Source organism: Shinella sp. HZN7 (genome assembly GCF_001652565.1).
Classification (GTDB): Bacteria; Pseudomonadota; Alphaproteobacteria; order Rhizobiales; family Rhizobiaceae; genus Shinella; species Shinella granuli.
Window position 1 is genome coordinate 4,198,273 of record NZ_CP015736.1, and the last position, 18,686, is coordinate 4,216,958.

The window sequence follows — 18,686 nt, forward strand, 5'->3', positions numbered from 1 at the left end:
CATGAAGATGCCTGCGCACATGCGTGGAACGAACAGTTCCTGTTCGTGATGGCGCTTCCTATCAGGAAATGCCGGCTGGAGCAACAGGATATAAAGAAGTCTTTATATCCTTATATCATCGCATGGCTTACATTTCTTCGCCGAAACGATCGGCCACCAGCGCATCGAGCGCATCAAGGACCTCGCGGGCCTGGGCGCCGACCGCCGTCACCAGCACGGAACAGCCGGGGCTGGCGGCGAGCATCATCAGGCCCATGATCGAGGTGCCGCCCACCGTCATGCCGTCCTTGGAGACGGTAACCTCGGCGTCGTAGCCGTCGACCGTCTGGACGAATTTCGCCGAGGCGCGGGCGTGCAGACCGCGCTTGTTGATGATGAGGAGCTCTTTCGAGACGGTCATGGAGGGCGGAGAACCTTATTTGCCGCTCAAGACGCGGCTTGCCACGTTGATATATTTGCGGCCGGCCTCGGAGGCGTCGATCAGCGCCTTCTCCATGTTGTTCTCGCCGCGGATGCCGGCAAGCTTGATCAGCATGGGAAGGTTCACGCCGGCGATCACCTCTATGCCGTCGCCACTCATCACGGAAATGGCGAGGTTCGAGGGGGTGCCACCGAACATGTCGGTGAGGATGATGACGCCATGGCCCTGGTCGGCCTTCATCACCGCTTCCAGAATATCCTGGCGGCGCTGGTCCATGTCGTCCTCGGGGCCGATGCAGACGGTCTCGATCGCCTTTTGCGGACCAACGACATGTTCAAGGGCGTGCCGGAATTCCTCCGCAAGCTTGCCATGGGTGACAAGCACCAGTCCGATCATCAGCAGTCGCTCCAGTTTCCCAACTCAAACGGACGGCGGAATACCGCAATGCAGCAATTCCGTCCACCGTTGGGGTGGCCATCATGTCAATGAAAAGACCAAGTGCAAGCCCAAAATGCCCGATTCTGCTTTTTGACCGGGCTTTTGGGGTCAACTCTTGAGGATTTCCGGGTGAATCGCGACCAAGGTCGAAAGAGCGCTCACGCCGGGAAAGAGCGGCAGCCGGGTAAGGGGCAGCACGAACGACGGCAGGACCGCGACGGTTTCCCCTTCCGGCGGCAGGCGCTCGGCGAAAGGCGGTTCGATCGGCCGGATCGCCCGGGTCAGAACGGCCGCTTCGATCGTCTCCACCGCCACGATCCCGGCCCCGCGGATCTCCGCCAGGCCGGCGATGCTTTTTGGCGCACGGGCGATGAGCCGTCCGTTCGCTTCGGTGATGAAAACCTGGTCGTCGCTGATCAGGGCGGCGAAAAGGCCGCGCGCGCGGGCCTCCTCGATGCAGTGGAGCGCGACGGCGCTTTTTCCGGTGCCGGAGGGGCCGATGAACAGAAGCCCCGTCGTGCCGATGACGATCGCGGTGGCATGGAGGTTGACGGGCACTGCGTTCGGCATGCCCCTCATACCGCTGCCGCGACCTTCTCCCCGCAAGCGGGGAGAAGGGGGATGTTGCTTCGGTTTCCCAAGGCAATATCCGTTGTCGTGAAAGGGAAATTTCGCCTCTTGCCCCTTCTCCCCGCTTGCGGGGAGAAGGTCGCGGCAGCGGGATGAGGGGCGGCTTTCCCCGCAGGTCTCATCTTTTCCCGCGAAACCCCGCTCATTTCTGGTTGCCGGTCGGCAGCGACAGCGTGAAGCGGGCGCCGGCCAGTTCGCCGGTCGCCTTGTCGACGATGTTGTCGGCCTTCAGCGTGCCGCCATGCGCCTCGGCGATCTGCCGCGAGATGGAAAGGCCGAGACCGGAATTCTGGCCGAAATCCTCGGTGGCGGGGCGGTCCGTATAGAACCGCTCGAAGATGCGGTCGATGTTTTCCGCCTGGATGCCGGGGCCGTTGTCCTCGACCTGGATGATGCAGCGGTCGTTCCGCCCGCGCGACAGGCGCACGACGATGCGCCCGCCGGGATCCGGCACGAAGGAGCGGGCATTCTCGATGAGGTTGGTGACGATCTGGCCGATGCGCAGCTCGTAGCCCGATATCTCGAATTTCGCCTTCGGATTGTCCTTGCGGTCCACCACGAAATCGAGGGTGACCGGCTTCTTGCGCGTGTTGACCTGGCGGGAAATGTCGATGAGGTCGCCGAGCAGCTTTTCGAGGTCGACGGTGCGCGCATCGCTGCGGGCAAGCTCGGCATCGAGGCGGGACGCGTCCGAGATGTCGCTGATCAGGCGGTCGAGCCGGCGCACGTCGTGCTGGATGATGTCGAGGAGGCGCTTCTTCGATTCGTCCGTGCGCGCGAGCGGAAGCGTCTCGACGGCGCTGCGCAGCGAGGTCAGCGGGTTCTTCAGCTCGTGGCTGACATCGGCGGCAAAGCTCTCGATCGCGTCGATGCGGTCGTAGAGCGCGTTCGTCATCTGGCGCAGTGCAATCGAAAGGTTGCCGATCTCGTCCTGGCGCACCGAGAAGTCGGGGATCTCCTCGCGCTCCTTCGCGCCGCGCCGCACGCGGATCGCCGCCGCCGCAAGCCGGCGCAGCGGATTGGCGATGGTGCTGGAGAGCAGCAGCGACAGCGCGATGTTGACGAGGCCGGCGACGCCCGCGACGCGCATGATGGCAAGCCGCTCGGCATGGACGATCTTGTCGATGTCGCCCGCCTGGGTGGAGAGCAGCAAGACGCCGAGCACCGCCCGAAAACGCTGCACGGGCACGGCGACCGAGACGATCAGCTCGCCCTTGTCGTTGACGCGCACGACCGCACCGCGCACGCCGGTCAGCGCGTTCATCACTTCCGGATAGATCGAGCCGTCGCCGCCCGGCGCTTCCTTGTACTGCGGCAGGTTGCTCGGCTGGAGGATGCGGTTGAACCAGACGTTCATGCGCTCGATGAGGCTGGTGCTCTCCGGCTCCACCGGCGGCAGGTCGAAGCGCAGCACTTGGCCCTGCGTATAGAGATGGCGCGAATCGAGCAGCAGGTTGGCGTCCGTGTCGTAGATGCGCGCGCGGGTGCGGGTCGGCGAGATCAGCCTTCTCAGCACGGGCGCCACGCGCTCCGGATTGATCGGGAATTCGAGGTCCTCGTCGTTCGGCAGCGGCGTGATGCTCTGGCCGGCCTGCAGCTCCAGCAGCTTTTCCGGGTCGATGGTGATCGAGTTGGTGTCGACGGAGGCGGAGGCGGAGATCGCGCCGGCGATGATCTCGCCCTGGGTCAGGAGACTCTCGACGCGCGCGTCGATCAGCCCCTCGCGGAACTGGTTGAGATAGAGGATGCCCGCGACGAGCACGACGAGCGCGACGAGGTTGAAGAACAGGATGCGGCGCGTCAGGCTCGAAAAGACGGCATTGCCGAAGATGCGCCGGGCGAGCGTGAAGGGATGGGTCCAGCGGCGGCGGAGGGAGCGCGGCGCGGGCCGGCCCTCGACGTCGTCCCCATCCTTGTCCGGTCCATCCTTTTCCGACATTGTCTGCAACAAGCGGCTTCATCCTTCATGCCGGCGGCATGGTGCCGCCTGACCGCGGCATGCCATCGCCGCCGCGGTCCATGCAAGCGAAATCGCGTTTCAAGCGGTTTCGCGGAAGCGATACCCCACGCCGTAGAGCGTTTCGATCATGTCGAAGTCGGTGTCGACCATCTTGAACTTCTTGCGCAGCCGCTTGATGTGGCTGTCGATGGTGCGGTCGTCGACATAGACCTGCTCGTCATAGGCCGCGTCCATCAGCGAATCGCGGCTCTTCACCACGCCGGGGCGCTGGGCCAGCGAATGCAGGATGAGGAATTCGGTCACGGTCAGCGTCACCGGCTCGCCCTTCCAGGTGCAGGTATGGCGCTCCTGGTCCATGACGAGCTGGCCGCGCTCCAGCGAGCGGGCGGCGACTTCCCCCGCCTTCGCCGTGCTGCCGGCGGCCCCGGCGGAGGCGGCTGCCTCGCGGCTGGAGGCCCGGCGCAGGATCGCCTTGACGCGCTCGACCAGCAGGCGCTGCGAGAACGGCTTGGTGATGAAGTCGTCCGCGCCCATCTTCAGGCCGAACAGTTCGTCGATCTCCTCGTCCTTCGAGGTGAGGAAGATGACGGGGATATCGGATTTCTGGCGCAGCCGGCGCAGCAGTTCCATGCCGTCCATGCGCGGCATCTTGATGTCGAAGATCGCAAGATGCGGCGGACGGGCAAGAAGGCCGTCGAGCGCCGAGGCGCCGTCCGTATAGGTCTCCACCTTGTAGCCTTCGGCCTCCAGGGCGATCGACACGGATGTCAGAATATTCCGGTCGTCGTCAACGAGTGCGATCGTCTGCATCCTGCTAGTCTCCATATTCATGGGCGCCTTTCCCGACCTCGGATCGTTTCCTGTCCTGGATGTGATGCGCCTTCCTGGGGGTAAAGGTGGAACAAATTGTGGCGAAGATAAAGGGAGACGTTTCGGGCCGGCTTTCGGAGTTGTTTTTAAATCGATTATTCAAACGATTAAAAAAGTCACATAATTCTTTAAATCGATTAATTAATTGATATCATTGCCTAATTTCTACTTTCCTCTTGTCTTTGTGACAGGTGCGCATTAGGTTCTCGCAAAATTCACACCAGTCTTGTCGCCCTGGAGGAAAACTGGACCATGCAGGAACTCGGCGTTCGCAACCCCGCTCTGGGGCTCACCGCGATGGGTATCAACACCAACGGCACGGTCCGGTACAACTTTGCAGCAGAGGCCCTCTATGAAGAGGCCCTCGGTCGCGGCGAGGCGGTCAAGACGGCCCATGGCGCCCTCCGCGCCCTCACCGGCCAGCACACCGGCCGCTCGCCCAAGGACAAGTTCGTCGTGCGCGACGAGAACACCGAGGGTGCCATCTGGTGGGACAACAACAAGGCCGTCTCGCGCGAGCATTTCGACGTGCTGCACGCCGACATGCTGGCCCATGCGGCTGATCGCGACCTCTTCGTGCAGGATCTCGTCGGCGGCGCCGATGCCGATTACGCCCTGCCGACCCGCGTCGTCACGGAACTCGCCTGGCATTCGCTGTTCATCCGTAACCTGCTCATCCGCCCGGACGAGAAGGACCTTGCGGCCTTCGCGCCGAAACTGACGATCATCGACCTGCCGACCTTCAAGGCCGATCCGGAGCGCCACGGCGCCCGCACGGAAACCATGATCGCCTGCGACCTGACGCGCGGCATCGTGCTGATCGCGGGCACCTTCTACGCCGGCGAGATGAAGAAGTCGGTCTTCACCGTGCTCAACTGGCTGCTGCCCTCGGAAAAGGTCATGCCGATGCACTGCTCGGCCAATGTCGGCCCGGATGGTGACGCGGCCGTGTTCTTCGGCCTTTCGGGCACCGGCAAGACGACGCTGTCGGCCGATCCGAGCCGCACGCTGGTCGGCGACGACGAGCACGGCTGGGGCGAAAACGGCATCTTCAACTTCGAAGGCGGCTGCTACGCCAAGGCGATCCGCCTTTCGGCCGAGGCCGAGCCGGAAATCTACGCGACGACGCAGCGTTTCGGCTCAGTTCTGGAGAACGTCGTGCTCGACGCCAACGGCGTTCCTGACTTCAACGACGGCTCGCTGACGGAAAACACCCGCTGCGCCTATCCGCTGGACTTCATCCCGAATGCCAGCAAGACCGGCCGCGCGCCGCATCCGAAGACGATCATCATGCTGACGGCCGATGCCTTCGGCGTCATGCCGCCGATCGCCAAGCTGACGCCCGACCAGGCCATGTACCACTTCCTTTCCGGCTACACCGCCAAGGTCGCCGGCACGGAACGCGGCGTGACCGAGCCGGAAGCCACCTTCTCGACCTGCTTCGGCGCGCCCTTCATGCCGCGCCATCCGACGGTCTACGGCAACCTGCTGAAGGAACTGATTGCCGAGCACGACGTCGATTGCTGGCTGGTCAACACCGGCTGGACGGGTGGCGCCTATGGCGAAGGCCGCCGCATGCCGATCAAGGCGACGCGCACCCTGCTCGCCAGCGCGCTGGACGGTTCGCTGAAGGACGCGCTCTTCCGCCGCGACGACAATTTCGGCTTCCAGGTTCCCGTTTCGGTGCCGGGCGTCGACACGAAGATTCTCGACCCGCGCTCGACCTGGGCCAACGGCGCTGCCTATGACAAGCAGGCCCGCAAGCTCGTCGACATGTTCATCGCGAATTTCGAGAAGTTCGAGAACCATGTGGATGGCGGCGTGCGCGATGCCGCGCCGGGCCTGAAGGTCGCCGCCGAATAAGGCTTTTCGGCAATGATTCACGTGAAACCCGGCCCCTGCGGTCGGGTTTTTCGTCTGCGTTTTTCCTCTTTGGCGGCGGCTTCCCGTTTTGCCCGGTGCCGGTTAAAACGGCCGGGAAAGGAATTTCCATGGCCAGCGCCCCCCTCTACATCAAGAGTTCCATCACGATCGCCGGTTGGGAGCTGACCGAGCAGTTCGTGCTGGCGGGTGGTCCGGGTGGGCAGAACGTCAACAAGGTCTCGACGGCCGTGCAGCTCTTCTTCGACCTGCGCAACTCGCCCTCGCTGAGCGACCGGGTGAAGGCCAATGCGGAAAGGCTGGCCGGCCGCAAGGTCTCCAAGGACGGCGTGCTGATGATCGAGGCGAACCGCTTCCGCAGCCAGGAGCGCAACCGGGAGGATGCGCGCGAGCGGCTGAAGGAGCTGATCCTCAAGGCGGCCGAACCGCCGCCGCCGGTGCGCAAGAAGACGAAGCCGACGAAAGGCTCGGTCGAACGCCGGCTCAAGGAAAAGTCGGGCCGGTCGGACGTCAAGCGCATGCGGGCCAAGCCCGGCGGCGAATGATTGCCGCAACCCGGCCGTTTACCGATGAGCGTGAAACGGAACCTTTCCTTTGCGGAAGGGCTCTGCTTTAGTCCGGAAAACCAGGCAGGAAGACCAGGGAGGTAGCCATGGGTCTCTTCAGCTTCATCAAGAACGCCGGCAAGAAGCTCGGCATCGGTGGCGACGACGAAGCGCCGGAAGCGACGGCGGTCAAGAAGGAACTCGATTCCTTCGATCTCGGCACGCAGAATGTCGAAGTCTCCGTCGAGGGCGACAAATGCGTGTTGAAGGGGCTCGTGGCCGACCAGACGGCGTTTGAAAAGGCGGTCATCGCCGTCGGCAACACGCTCGGCATTTCCAGGGTGGAGGCCGCCGACCTCAAGGTCGTGCCGGCCGATTCCGGCCTCAAGCTCGGTAAGGCCGACATGGCCGCGCTGGTCGAGGCCGCAGCGCCCGCACGGGCGCCGACCCTCTACACCGTCAAGAAGGGCGACAATCTCTGGAAGATCGCCGAATCCCACTACGGCAAGGGCAAGGGTGCCAGGCACACGCTGATCTTCGACGCCAACCGGCCGATGCTGTCCCATCCGGACAAGATCTATCCCGGCCAGGTGCTGCGCATTCCGGACCTGGCGGAAGCATGAGCTGCGCACGACACGAGAGGCGTCATGGTTGAGCGCGGCCTCGCCCAGGGGCTGCGCTATTTCCCCGACCACTTCGATCGCCCGGCGCAGGAAACCCTCGTCGCCGCCATCAGGCAGGTCGTGGCCGAAGCGCCGCTCTTCGTTCCGCGCATGCCGAGGACCGGCAAGCCGATGTCGGTGCGCATGACCAATTGCGGCCCGCTCGGCTGGGTGACGGACAAGGCGGGCGGCTACCGCTACCAGCCGGCCCACCCCGAGACCGGCCGCCCCTGGCCCGCCATTCCCGACGCGCTTCTTGCCCTGTGGAACGAGGTTTCCGGCTTCGAGAAGCCGCCGGAGGCCTGCCTCGTCAATTTCTACGATCCCGATGCCAGGATGGGCTTGCACCAGGACCGGGACGAGACCGACTTTGCCGCGCCCGTCGTGTCCGTTTCGCTGGGCGACCAGTGCCTGTTTCGCGTCGGCGGCGTTTCACGCAGCGATCCGACGCGGTCGTTCCGTCTTGCGAGCGGCGACGTCTTCGTGTTCGGCGGCGAAAGCCGGCTGATCTTTCACGGGGTCGACCGGATCTATCCGGGCACGTCGACGCTGTTGAAGAATGCCGGACGCATCAACCTGACGCTTCGCCGGGTCAATCCGTAGCCGGCTTAAAGCAATTCCAGCAAAGTGCGAAGCGGTTTGCGTCCGGATCGCGTCAAAAAACTAGAGCTTGCGCAGCGCCACCGTCTCGATGAGGTGGTTCCGGCCCTTCTGCAGGATGAGGTCGGCGCGCGGGCGGGTCGGCAGGATGTTCTGGTGCAGGTTTTTCAGGTTGATGTTGCACCAGAGGTTTTCCGCGATCGCAAGCGCTTCCTCCTCGCTGATCGTGGCGTAGCGATGGAAGTAGGAATCCGGGTTGCGGAAGGCGGTTTCCCGAAGGCGCATGAAGCGCTCCACGTACCAGGCGTGGATCAGCGTCTCCTCGGCGTCGATATAGATCGAGAAATCGAAGAAATCGGAGACCATCGGCACGATCTTGCCATCCGCCGGCAGGTTGCGCGACTGGAGGACGTTGATGCCCTCGAAGATCAGGATGTCCGGCCGGTCGATGGTGCGGAAGGCATTGGGCAGCACGTCATAGGTGAGGTGCGAATAGGTCGGTGCCTTGACGTCCTTCTTGCCGGCCTTGATGGCCGAAAGGAAGCGCAGCAGCGCGCCGATGTCGTAGCTTTCCGGGAACCCCTTGCGCTCCATCAGGTTCTCGCGCTGGAGCACGGCGTTCGGATAGAGGAAGCCGTCGGTCGTCACGAGGTCGACCTTGGGGCTGGACGGCCAGCGCGACAGCAGTTCCATCAGGATGCGCGCGGTGGTGGATTTGCCGACCGCGACCGAGCCGGCAATCCCGATGACATAGGGCGTCTTCGCCTCGTCCGAGAGGCTGAGGAAGCGCTTGCGCTGCTCGAAGAGCATCTGCGAGGATTCGACATGGGCCGACAGCAGGCGCGACAGCGACAGATAGATGCGCCTGACTTCGTTGAGGTCGATCGGGTCGCCCAGCGAACGCAGGCGCTGCACCTCGTCGGCGGTCAGCGTCAGCGGCGTATCGGCGCGGAAGCGCGCCCATTCGTCTGCCGAGAAGAAGCGGTAGGGAGAATAGTCGTGATTGCCGAAATCGTCCGGAATATCCGCCTGGTTCTTGTCGCGCACTGCCTGGATCATCAACTCTTCCGGCTGGCCTTTTCCGCGAGGCCGGACTGGCTCGTCCGCCGCTCCAGCTCCCCCATGACATCTTGTAACGGGACGCCGCCGATTTTCAATACGACGATCAGATGATAGAGCAAATCGGCCGTTTCGCTCGTCAAGGCGGCCTTTTCGCCCTCGATCGCGGCGATAACGGTCTCGACGGCCTCTTCTCCGAGCTTTTTTGCCGCTTTCTGCTGTCCGGACGCGACGAGCTTCGCCGTCCAGCTTTCCGACGGATCGGCCTTGGCGCGGGCGTCGACGATGCGTTCGAGATCGGCAAGGGTGAAGGTGCTCATGTGCCTCTCCTCAGTCGAGCCGCATGGCGATGCCGTGCTCGGCCATGTAGCGCTTGGCTTCGCCGACGGTGTAGGTGCCGAAGTGGAAGATCGAGGCGGCCAGCACCGCCGTCGCATGCCCGTCGCGAACGCCCTCGACGAGGTGGTCGAGCGTGCCGACGCCGCCCGAGGCGATGACCGGCACGCAGACGCGGTCGGCGATGGTGCGGGTCAGCGCGATGTCGTAGCCGCCCTTCTGGCCGTCGCGGTCCATCGAGGTCAGGAGCAGCTCGCCCGCGCCGCGCTCCGCCATCTTTTCCGCGAAGGCGACGGCGTCGATGCCGGTCGGCTTGCGGCCGCCATGGGTGAAGATTTCCCAGCGGTCTTCCTCGCCTTCGCCGGACACCTTCTTGGAGTCGATCGAGACGACGATGCACTGGTTGCCGAACTTGTCGGCGGCTTCCGCCACGAAATCCGGATTGGCGACGGCGGCCGAGTTGATCGACACCTTGTCCGCCCCGGCGAGCAACAGCTTGCGGATATCGGCGACCGTGCGCACGCCGCCGCCGACGGTAAGCGGCATGAAGCAATGGTCGGCCGTGCGCGCCACGACGTCGAAGATCGTGTCGCGGTTGTCGGAGGAGGCGGTGATGTCGAGGAAGCAGAGTTCGTCGGCACCGGCGGCGTCATAGGCCTTCGCCGATTCCACGGGATCGCCGGCATCGACCAGGTTGACGAAGCTGACGCCCTTGACGACACGGCCGTCCTTGACATCGAGGCAGGGGATGACGCGGGCCTTGAGGGTCATGCGGCTTCTCCTCTTGCAGCGCGAATGACCGCCAGCGCTTCCGCGGGATCGATGCGGCCATCATAGAGCGCCCGGCCGGAAATCGCGCCCTCAAGCTTGCGCGCATCCGGCGCGACGAGGCGGCGGATGTCGTCCATCGAAGCGAGACCCCCGGAGGCGATGACGGGAATGGAGACGGCGTCCGCCAGTTCAAGCGTCGAGGCCCAGTTGATGCCGGTCAGGATGCCGTCGCGGTCGATGTCCGTATAGATGATCGCAGCGACGCCAGCGCCTTCGAATTTCCTGGCAAGCTCGATCACGCCGAGTTCGGACGCCTCCGCCCACCCCTCGACGGCCACCTTGCCACCCTTGGCATCGATACCGACGGCGACCTTGCCGGGAAATTCCCGGCAGGCCTCGATGACCAGCGCCGGATCGCGCACGGCGACCGTGCCGAGGATGACGCGGGAAAGCCCGCGCGCCAGCCAGCTTTCGATATGGTCGAGCGTGCGGATGCCGCCGCCAAGCTGAACCGGGTTTTTCGTCGCCTTGAGGATGGCGTCGACGGCGGCGCCGTTGACGCTCTCCCCGCGAAGGCGCCGTTGAGGTCGACGACGTGCAACCATTCGAAGCCCTGGTCTTCGAAGGCTTTCGCCTGGGCGGCCGGGTCGGGATTGTAGACGGTGGCCTGGTCCATGTCGCCGAGTTTCAGGCGAACGCACTGGCCGTCTTTCAGGTCGATGGCGGGAAAGAGGATCATGTCAGGGCTTCCAGCGCAGGAAATTGCTGATGAGGGAAAGGCCGAGCGCCTGGCTCTTTTCCGGATGGAACTGTGCGCCGGCCTTGTTGCCGCTCGCGACGAAGGCGGTCACCGGGCCGCCGTAGTCGACGGTCGCGACCACGTCGTCCGGGTTTTCGGCGGCGAGGTGATAGGAATGCACGAAATAGGCGTGCAGCGTCTCCGGGATGCCCTCGAAGAGCGGGTGCGCGTATCGGCGGGTGAGCGTGTTCCAGCCGATCTGCGGAATCTTCAGCGCCGGATCGTCCGGCGTCATCCGGACGACGTCGCCCCTGATCCAGCCGAGGCCTTCGGTGGTGGTCTTTTCGAGGCCGCGCGAGGACATGAGCTGCATGCCGACGCAGATGCCGAGGAAGGGCCGGGCCTTCGCCTCGACGGTGTCGCGCAGCGCCTCGACCATGCCGGGCACGGCGTCGAGGCCGCGGCGGCAGTCGGCATAGGCGCCGACGCCGGGCAGCACGATGCGGTCGGCGGTGGCGACACGCTCGGCCTTGTCGGTGAGGTCGATCTCGGTGGTGATGCCGGCTTCACGCGCGGCGCGCTCGAAGGCCTTGGTGGCCGAGCGCAGGTTGCCCGAGCCGTAGTCGATGATTGCAACGCGCATCTCAGCGTCCTTCCTTGAAACCGACGAGGCCGAGCATGGGAGCGTGCCGGCGCGGGGAGGTTTCGGCTGCCGGCAGGGAAACGGTGCGACGCGTCTCCGCTTCGCCGGTCGTGATGTCCATGTAGTAGATCTCTTCCGCTGTTGCACGGTCGTTCGCCGATATGGCCGCATCGACCCTCCAGCCCGCCCGCGTGAGGCCGGTGACGATCATCGTGGGGCCTTCAAGCGCGACGAGAAGATTGGTCGCAAGGCAGATGCCGAGGCCGGCGAGGCCAAAGATAGGATGCTCGGAGAGGACCGAGCCCAGCGCCTCAATCGCGAAAACAAGGGCTGCGGCCAGAAAAGCGCGATGCCACAGCAGCCAGATGAACGGCACGAAGAACGCGATCCACGAAAAACGATCACGGATGATCCGGGCTTTTTCATCCTGGGATTTTGCACCCGGCGGTATCAGAAAGAGGAACGTGGCCATATCGACAGGCCTCCATCTATGCCCTGGTCAGGCCAGCGAACCCTTCGTCGAGGGAACGCGGCCCGCCTGGCGGGGATCGATCTCGGTCGCGGTGCGCAGCACGCGCGCGACGGCCTTGAAGCACGTCTCCGAGATATGATGGTTGTTCGCGCCGTAGATGTTCTGGATATGCAGCGTGATGCCGGCGTGCTGGGCGAGCGCGTTGAAGAACTCGCGCACCAGTTCGGTGTCGAAGCTGCCGATCTTCGGGGCGGAGAAATTGACGTTCCAGACGAGGAAGGGCCGGCCGGACACGTCCACGGCGGCGCGGGTCATCGTTTCGTCCATGGCAAGGTCGAGCGAGGCGTAGCGCGTGATGCCGCGCCGGTCCCCGAGCGCCTTGGCGATGGCCTGGCCGATGGCGATGCCGGTGTCTTCCACGGTATGATGGTCGTCGACATGGAGGTCGCCCTCGGTCTTGATGTCCATGTCGATGAGCGAATGGCGCGACAGCTGGTCGAGCATATGATCGAAGAAACCAACGCCCGTCGAAATGGTCGACGTGCCGGTGCCGTCGATATTGACGGTGACGGCGACGGAGGTCTCGTTCGTCTTGCGCGAAACGCTGGCTGTGCGGCTCATGGCGGTCTCCGGTGATTGACCGCCGCTCCTTAACAGGGCTCTGTGGAAAACGCCAGTCGGGTGAGCCTTGCCGGACAGGCGAAAACCGCCTGCCGGGTGATGGAATGCCGGCTCGCGCCGGCGCCCGTCATTTCTTGCGCAGCGTGCTCTCGCTGTTCTTGACCTGGGAACCCAGCGTGGGCGCGGCGGCTTTTTCGGCGCCCTTCTCCTTCTTGGGTTTGCGTGCTTCCTTGTTGCCTCGGACCTGACCTTTTGCCATCGCCGTAACCCCTTGTGTTGGTGGGAAACCATAACCTGCTCATCGGGCGGCGAAAGCAAGGCTTATTTTGAACCGGCCGGCTTTCGCGCCGTCGCCGCGCAAGGCATCGCGTGCCGTTTGCAATTGCCGAAACGCCGCTTACATAGGACACAACGAAGCCGCCTCGCCGGCGGCACTCCTGCCCGAATGGGCCTAGAGGTCTATCGAATGAGTGAACACAATCCCTACGCTTCCATGCACGCCACGACGATCATCACCGTCCGCAAGGACGGCAAGGTGGTGATGGCGGGCGACGGCCAGGTGAGCCTTGGCCAGACCGTGATGAAGGGCAATGCGCGAAAGGTGCGCCGCCTCGCCAAGGGCGACGTGATTGCCGGCTTCGCCGGCGCGACGGCCGATGCCTTCACGCTGCTCGAACGGCTCGAAGCCAAGCTTGAACAGTATCCCGACCAGTTGATGCGCGCGGCCGTCGAGCTTGCCAAGGACTGGCGCACCGATCGCTATCTGCGCCGCCTCGAGGCGATGATGCTGGTCGCCGACAAGTCCGTGACGCTGGCGCTGACCGGCAATGGCGACGTGCTGGAGCCGGAACACGGCACCATGGCGATCGGCTCGGGCGGCAACTACGCCTATGCCGCGGCCCGGGCGCTGATGGACACGGACAAGTCGGCGGAAGAGATCGCGCGCCGCGCCATGCAGATCGCCGGCGACATCTGCGTCTACACCAACCACAATGTCGTGGTGGAGACGCTGGATGCCGATTGATCTCGCCCGGATCGGCTTTTCACCCGTTGGGGAAGAGCATTACCCGCTGCTTCTCGCATGGCTGAACAGGCCGCATATGCGCGAATGGTGGGGCGATCCGGAAGAGGAGCTCGGCTTCATTCGCGACATGGTGGAGGAAAAGGACACGACCCGTCCCTTCCTCATCATGCTCGACGGAAAGCCGGTCGGCTACATACAATACTGGTTTGTCGGCCATCACCAGAACGAGGAGTGGACGAAGGACAATCCCTGGCTTCTCGAGCTGCCGCAGGAGGCCGTCGGCGTCGATCTTTCGATCGGCGAGGCGGACAGGCTCTCCGCCGGCATCGGCTCGGCGGCGCTCATCGCCTTCGTCGCCCATCTTCGCGGCCTCGGCCACGAGACCATCATCATCGATCCCGATCCCGCCAACGCCCGTGCGGTTCGCGCCTATGAAAAAGCCGGCTTCCGGCCGGTGGAAAAGCTCCTGGGCCGCACCGGCGACGACGTGCTGATCATGCAATTCGACCCGAAAGCGAACGAGACATCATGACCAACTTTTCCCCCGCGAGATCGTTTCCGAACTCGACCGCTACATCATCGGCCAGCACGACGCCAAGCGCGCCGTGGCCATCGCGCTCCGCAACCGCTGGCGCCGCCACCAACTGGAGCCGGACCTGCGCGACGAGGTGATGCCGAAGAACATCCTGATGATCGGCCCGACCGGCGTCGGCAAGACGGAGATCTCCCGGCGCCTGGCGAAGCTTGCCGGCGCGCCCTTCGTCAAGGTCGAGGCAACCAAGTTCACCGAGGTCGGTTATGTCGGCCGCGATGTCGAGCAGATCGTGCGCGACCTCGTCGAGGTCGGCATCGGCCTGGTGCGCGAGAAGAAGCGCGCCGAGGTGACGGCCAAGGCCCACGCGAATGCCGAGGAACGGGTGCTCGACGCGTTGGTCGGCGCGACGGCCTCGCCCGCGACGCGCGACAGTTTCCGCAAGAAGCTGCGGGGCAACGAGCTCGATGACAAGGAAATCGAGATCGACGTCGCCGATACCGGTGGCGGCATGCCGGGCGGCTTCGAGATTCCCGGCATGCCCGGCGCCAATATCGGCGTTCTCAACCTTTCCGAGATGTTCGGCAAGGCGATGGGCGGGCGCACCAAGAAGGTGAAGACGACGGTCAAGGATTCCTACAAGATCCTGATCGACGACGAATCCGACAAGCTGCTCGACAACGAGCAGATCCAGCGCGAGGCCATCCGCTCGGCGGAAAACGACGGCATCGTCTTCATCGACGAGATCGACAAGATCGCCGCGCGGGACGGCGGCATGGGCGCGGGCGTCTCGCGCGAGGGCGTGCAGCGCGACCTCCTGCCGCTCGTCGAGGGCACGACGGTCGCCACCAAATACGGGCCGGTCAAGACGGATCACATCCTCTTCATCGCCTCCGGCGCCTTCCACGTCTCCAAGCCGTCCGACCTCCTGCCCGAGCTGCAGGGCCGCCTGCCGATCCGTGTCGAGCTGCGTGCGCTGACCAAGGAGGACTTCCGCCGCATCCTCACGGAGACGGAGGCGAGCCTCATCCGCCAGTACAAGGCGCTGATGGCGACGGAAAGCGTCGAACTCGACTTCACCGAGGACGGCATCGACGCGCTGGCCGATGTCGCCGTGCAGCTCAATGCGAGCGTCGAGAATATCGGCGCGCGGCGGCTGCAGACGGTGATGGAGCGGGTGCTCGACGAGATCTCCTTCGAGGCGCCGGACAAGGGTGGCAACAGGCTCCTCGTCGACGCGGCCTATGTGCACAAGCATGTCGGGGCGCTTGCGGCCAATACCGACCTGTCACGCTACATTCTGTGACGTTTGCGCACCGGTGGTCGCCCTTGCGGCTGCCGGTGCCCGTTTTTTGATGGCGGGAACCCTCGACAGGAAGCGTCGCGCGGCCTAGGCATTGCACGCATTCTGGCATCATTCCGACATTTTTGCGTTGCATCGGTCTGCCATGCCGACATTACGAGAAGACGGAACCGGACCCGTGCGACAGCTCATTTCCGTGCTTGCCCTTGCAGCCGCCCTTTTTGTCCAGAGCCAGACCACGGCCCTGGCGATCGACGTGGTGCCACCAGGCAACCGCAATGCCGAGCAGCCGCAGATCCCGGGCGCCTCCACGCGCCGCACCAAGGCGGGCAAGACATCCTTCGACGCGAAATACGAGAAGGTGCGCGATCTCATCGCCAAGGACGGCCAGCTGACCGGCAAGATCAAGGCGGTGGCGGGCAGGTACGGCATCGCCCCGATCCACATGGTCGGCGCGATCGTCGGCGAGCATACCTACAATGTCGACGCCTATGACCGCCTGCAGAGCTATTATGTGAAGGCGGCGTCCTATACCGGCTCGTTCCGCTTCGCCTATGACGGCGAAAACGTCGCCGATTTCGTCGCCCGGCCGGAATTTGCCAAATGCGCGGACAAGAAGGACTCCTATGCGCTCTGGACCTGCCGCGAGACGGTCTGGAACAAGACGTTCAAGGGCCGCACGGTCGGCGGCACGTCCTTCCCGAACAACCGCTTCAGCGCGGTGTTCTTCCAGCCCTTCTATGCCGGCCAGACCTTCGGCCTCGGCCAGATCAACCCGCTGACGGCGCTGACGCTGACCGACGACGTGGCGCGCATCTCCGGCTACGACCGGCTCGACGAGAAGGATGCGGCCGGCGTCTACCAGGCGATCATGGATCCCGACATCTCGCTTGCCTACATGGCGGCCTCGATCCGCCGCTCGATCGACGCCTACAGGAAGATCGCCGGTGTCGATATTTCGAAGAATCCGGGCGTGACGGCGACGCTTTACAATATCGGCAATCCCGATGCGCGCGCTGCCGCCTTCGCCGCGCGCCGCGCCGCGGGCGAGGCGACCTGGCCGGAAGAGAACTATTACGGCTGGCTGATCAACGACAAGCTGGCGGAACTCGAGGGCCTGCTCTAACTTTGGCCTTCCTGTTGGCTCACTCTCCGGGAATGAGCTGACTACAAGGAGGCAGACGATGGACGTGCGTCCCGAGCCGTTCGAACCGCCGGCGCCGATACCGCGCAGCGTTCCGCCGTCCAGGCTCGAAATCATCCGCACCGTCTTCCGCAATCCCCTGGAGCTGTGGGGCGAGCCCTCCTATACGCTGCCCTGGATCATGACGCGCTTCTTCGGCGAGAAGACGCTGATCGTCAACGATCCCGGCCTCATCAAGTACCTGCTCGTCGACAATGCCCAGAACTACAAGATGGCCGTGGTGCGCCAGCTCGTGCTGCGCCCGATCCTGCGCGACGGGCTGCTGACGGCGGAGGGCGCGGTCTGGCGCCGCTCGCGCAAGGCGGTCGCGCCGATCTTCACGCCGCGCCACGCCAAGGGTTTTGCCAGCCAGATGCTGGCGCAGTCCGAGCTCTATGCGAAGAAATACGAGGGATCGGACGGCACGGTCTTCGATATCGGCAACGACATGACGGAGCTCGCTTTCGCCGTCCTCTCCGAGACGCTGTTTTCCGGCGAGATCGTCACCCGGTCGGAGAGTTTTGCCGATGACGTGGAGGATCTGCTGCATTCCATGGGCCGCGTCGATCCGATGGATCTGCTGCGCGCGCCGTCCTGGGTGCCGCGGGTGACGCGGATCGGCGGGCTGAAGGTGCTGAAGAAGTTTCGCGGGATCGTGCGCGATACGATGGACCTGCGCCTCAGGCGCATGAAGGACAGCGACACGGCGCCGAACGATTTCCTCACCCTTCTTCTGCGTGCGGCCGGGCCGGAGGGCCTGACCATGGAGGAGGTGGAGGACAATATCCTCACCTTCATCGGCGCCGGTCATGAGACGACGGCGCGGGCGCTCGCCTGGACGCTCTATTGCGTCGCCAATTCCCCGCATGTGCGGGACGCGATGGAGGAGGAGATCGACCGGGTGCTGGAAAGCGGTGCCGATCCCGTCGACTGGCTCGACCGGATGCCCTGGACGCGCGCCGCCTTCGAGGAGGCGATGCGGCTCTATCCGCCGGCGCCCTCGATCAACCGTGAGGCGATCGCCGATGACGCCTGGATCAGCCCCAAGGGCGAGCGGGTGGAGATTCCCAAGGACGTCACCATCCTCGTCATGCCCTGGACGCTGCACCGCCATGCGCTGCTCTGGCAGAAGCCGCGCGCCTACATGCCGGAACGCTTCCTGCCGGAGAACCGGGAGGCGATCCACCGCTTCCAGTACCTGCCCTTCGGCGCGGGGCCGCGCATCTGCATCGGCGCGACCTTCGCCATGCAGGAGGCGATCATCGCGCTCGGCGTTCTGATGCGCCGCTTCCGCTTCGACATGACGGAGGAAACGCGCCCCTGGCCCGTGCAGCGCCTGACGACCCAGCCGGCTAACGGACTGGCGTTGCGGGTGACGGCTCGTCGACCCGCTTCTTCGATTTCTTGATCGTCTTGATCGCGGCGCAGGTCGCTTCCGGGTTCTTGCAGGGCTGGTAGACGACGATCTCGCTGCCGCTGCCGTCGTCCCAGACCGCCTGCACGGCGATGGTTTCCGCTTCGCCCGGCTTCAGGTTGATATAGATCCAGTTCTGCGTGTCGTCCGAAGGCAGGTTGAACGGCAGCTCCGGATCGCATTTGGCCAGCGGGAAGCGCTGGTCCAGCGTGTCGTTGTTGATCGAGTAGCGGATCTCCGACAGGCGGCAATGCATGGTCTGCAGGCTGGTGAAATAGATGAGCTGCTGGTCGGCGAAATTGCGGAACTGCACCCAGCCCGTCTGCTTGTTGGCATCCAGCATCGCCTTGTAGATCGAAACGTCCGGAATCTGCGCCTGATACTGTTCCTCGTCGTCCTCCTGGGCGGTGGCGGGCGGGCTGCCGGCCAGGAGCGCAGCGCCGAGGAAAAGGGCAGCCAGAAGCGGCTTTCGCAGGGTGGGATCGTTCACTGGGCAGGCTCCTCGTTCTTTCACGTCATGTCGCCGGCGGAATGGTGGCATTCGGCGCGGACATGTCATAACACCATAGGCAATAACACCAT

The 18,686-nt window shown here is 64.3% G+C and carries 22 protein-coding genes and 1 pseudogene; 9 read left to right on the forward strand and 14 right to left on the reverse strand.

Annotation, left to right across the window (positions count from 1 at the left end):
• Positions 1-127: 127 nt before the first annotated feature.
• The 5 genes from shn_RS20135 to shn_RS20155 all read right to left on the reverse strand — a co-directional run bounded on the left by shn_RS20135 (position 128) and on the right by shn_RS20155 (position 4,259).
• The gene (locus shn_RS20135; protein WP_064332007.1) at positions 128-400 is read right to left on the reverse strand and encodes an HPr family phosphocarrier protein; all 273 of its coding nucleotides are present in this window, start codon (positions 398-400) and stop codon (positions 128-130) included.
• Positions 401-415: 15 nt separating this feature from the next.
• Positions 416-817 carry a PTS sugar transporter subunit IIA gene (locus shn_RS20140; protein ID WP_064332008.1) on the reverse strand — a complete coding sequence of 134 codons (402 nt, stop codon included), beginning with the start codon at positions 815-817 and terminating at the stop codon, positions 416-418.
• A 150-nt stretch (positions 818-967) separates the two neighbouring features.
• Positions 968-1,429, reverse strand: coding sequence for an HPr kinase/phosphorylase (locus shn_RS20145; protein ID WP_064332717.1), 462 nt, complete (start codon positions 1,427-1,429; stop codon positions 968-970).
• A 202-nt stretch (positions 1,430-1,631) separates the two neighbouring features.
• The gene (locus tag shn_RS20150) at positions 1,632-3,428 is read right to left on the reverse strand and encodes a sensor histidine kinase (RefSeq protein ID WP_064332009.1); all 1,797 of its coding nucleotides are present in this window, start codon (positions 3,426-3,428) and stop codon (positions 1,632-1,634) included.
• 99 nt (positions 3,429-3,527) lie between these two features.
• Positions 3,528-4,259 (reverse strand): response regulator transcription factor, encoded by a 732-nt coding sequence (locus shn_RS20155; RefSeq protein WP_064332010.1) that lies wholly within the window; start codon positions 4,257-4,259, stop codon positions 3,528-3,530.
• 312 nt (positions 4,260-4,571) lie between these two features.
• Here shn_RS20155 and shn_RS20160 point away from each other — a divergent pair, with 312 nt between their 5' ends.
• From shn_RS20160 to shn_RS20175, 4 genes are all read left to right on the forward strand, one after another.
• Entirely contained in the window at positions 4,572-6,182 is a 1,611-nt protein-coding gene (locus shn_RS20160) for a phosphoenolpyruvate carboxykinase (RefSeq protein ID WP_064332011.1), read from the forward strand.
• A 128-nt stretch (positions 6,183-6,310) separates the two neighbouring features.
• Positions 6,311-6,745 carry an alternative ribosome rescue aminoacyl-tRNA hydrolase ArfB gene (gene arfB / locus shn_RS20165; protein ID WP_064332012.1) on the forward strand — a complete coding sequence of 145 codons (435 nt, stop codon included), beginning with the start codon at positions 6,311-6,313 and terminating at the stop codon, positions 6,743-6,745.
• A gap of 107 nt (positions 6,746-6,852) precedes the next feature.
• Entirely contained in the window at positions 6,853-7,368 is a 516-nt protein-coding gene (lysM, locus tag shn_RS20170; RefSeq protein ID WP_064332013.1) for a peptidoglycan-binding protein LysM, read from the forward strand.
• A 24-nt stretch (positions 7,369-7,392) separates the two neighbouring features.
• Positions 7,393-8,010, forward strand: a complete 618-nt coding sequence (locus shn_RS20175) for an alpha-ketoglutarate-dependent dioxygenase AlkB (RefSeq protein WP_064332014.1) — start codon at positions 7,393-7,395, stop codon at positions 8,008-8,010.
• A 60-nt stretch (positions 8,011-8,070) separates the two neighbouring features.
• Here the strand turns inward: shn_RS20175 and coaA are convergent, their stop codons facing one another.
• From coaA to shn_RS37460, 8 genes and pseudogenes are all read right to left on the reverse strand, one after another.
• Positions 8,071-9,066, reverse strand: coding sequence for a type I pantothenate kinase (gene coaA, locus shn_RS20180; RefSeq protein WP_064332015.1), 996 nt, complete (start codon positions 9,064-9,066; stop codon positions 8,071-8,073).
• On the reverse strand, positions 9,066-9,386 hold the full coding sequence (locus shn_RS20185) for a phosphoribosyl-ATP diphosphatase (protein WP_064332016.1): 321 nt from the start codon (positions 9,384-9,386) through the stop codon (positions 9,066-9,068). The genes coaA and shn_RS20185 overlap by 1 nt, the downstream gene beginning before the upstream one ends.
• Positions 9,387-9,396: 10 nt before the next feature.
• Positions 9,397-10,173 (reverse strand): imidazole glycerol phosphate synthase subunit HisF, encoded by a 777-nt coding sequence (gene hisF / locus shn_RS20190; RefSeq protein WP_064332017.1) that lies wholly within the window; start codon positions 10,171-10,173, stop codon positions 9,397-9,399.
• Positions 10,170-10,912 (reverse strand): annotated as a pseudogene (hisA, locus tag shn_RS20195) (1-(5-phosphoribosyl)-5-[(5-phosphoribosylamino)methylideneamino]imidazole-4-carboxamide isomerase). The gene hisF and the pseudogene hisA overlap by 4 nt, the downstream one beginning before the upstream one ends.
• A 1-nt stretch (position 10,913) precedes the next feature.
• A complete protein-coding gene (gene hisH / locus shn_RS20200; protein ID WP_064332018.1) occupies positions 10,914-11,555 on the reverse strand; it encodes an imidazole glycerol phosphate synthase subunit HisH in 642 nt (213 codons plus the stop codon).
• 1 nt (position 11,556) lies between these two features.
• Positions 11,557-12,027: a DUF2628 domain-containing protein gene (locus tag shn_RS20205; RefSeq protein WP_064332019.1), complete on the reverse strand. Its 471-nt coding sequence runs from the start codon at positions 12,025-12,027 to the stop codon at positions 11,557-11,559.
• A 27-nt stretch (positions 12,028-12,054) separates the two neighbouring features.
• Complete coding sequence (gene hisB, locus shn_RS20210) at positions 12,055-12,648, reverse strand: imidazoleglycerol-phosphate dehydratase HisB (protein WP_064332020.1); 594 nt, start codon at positions 12,646-12,648, stop codon at positions 12,055-12,057.
• A gap of 127 nt (positions 12,649-12,775) precedes the next feature.
• Positions 12,776-12,907: a hypothetical protein gene (locus tag shn_RS37460; RefSeq protein ID WP_256388482.1), complete on the reverse strand. Its 132-nt coding sequence runs from the start codon at positions 12,905-12,907 to the stop codon at positions 12,776-12,778.
• Between the two features lie 207 nt (positions 12,908-13,114).
• Between shn_RS37460 and hslV the strand changes: the two genes are divergently transcribed.
• The 5 genes from hslV (at position 13,115) to shn_RS20235 (ending at position 18,098) form a co-directional block, all read left to right on the forward strand.
• A complete protein-coding gene (hslV, locus tag shn_RS20215; protein WP_064332021.1) occupies positions 13,115-13,672 on the forward strand; it encodes an ATP-dependent protease subunit HslV in 558 nt (185 codons plus the stop codon).
• Positions 13,662-14,204 carry a GNAT family N-acetyltransferase gene (locus shn_RS20220; RefSeq protein WP_064332022.1) on the forward strand — a complete coding sequence of 181 codons (543 nt, stop codon included), beginning with the start codon at positions 13,662-13,664 and terminating at the stop codon, positions 14,202-14,204. Before hslV ends, shn_RS20220 begins: the two co-directional genes overlap by 11 nt.
• Positions 14,205-14,223: 19 nt before the next feature.
• Positions 14,224-15,510 (forward strand): ATP-dependent protease ATPase subunit HslU, encoded by a 1,287-nt coding sequence (gene hslU / locus shn_RS20225; RefSeq protein ID WP_064332023.1) that lies wholly within the window; start codon positions 14,224-14,226, stop codon positions 15,508-15,510.
• A 175-nt stretch (positions 15,511-15,685) separates the two neighbouring features.
• Positions 15,686-16,633 (forward strand): DUF1402 family protein, encoded by a 948-nt coding sequence (locus tag shn_RS20230; protein WP_064332024.1) that lies wholly within the window; start codon positions 15,686-15,688, stop codon positions 16,631-16,633.
• 58 nt (positions 16,634-16,691) lie between these two features.
• A complete protein-coding gene (locus shn_RS20235) occupies positions 16,692-18,098 on the forward strand; it encodes a cytochrome P450 (RefSeq protein WP_064332025.1) in 1,407 nt (468 codons plus the stop codon).
• Here the strand turns inward: shn_RS20235 and shn_RS20240 are convergent.
• Positions 18,043-18,594 (reverse strand): hypothetical protein, encoded by a 552-nt coding sequence (locus tag shn_RS20240; protein ID WP_064332026.1) that lies wholly within the window; start codon positions 18,592-18,594, stop codon positions 18,043-18,045. The genes shn_RS20235 and shn_RS20240 overlap by 56 nt on opposite strands.
• Between the last annotated feature and the right edge of the window lie 92 nt (positions 18,595-18,686).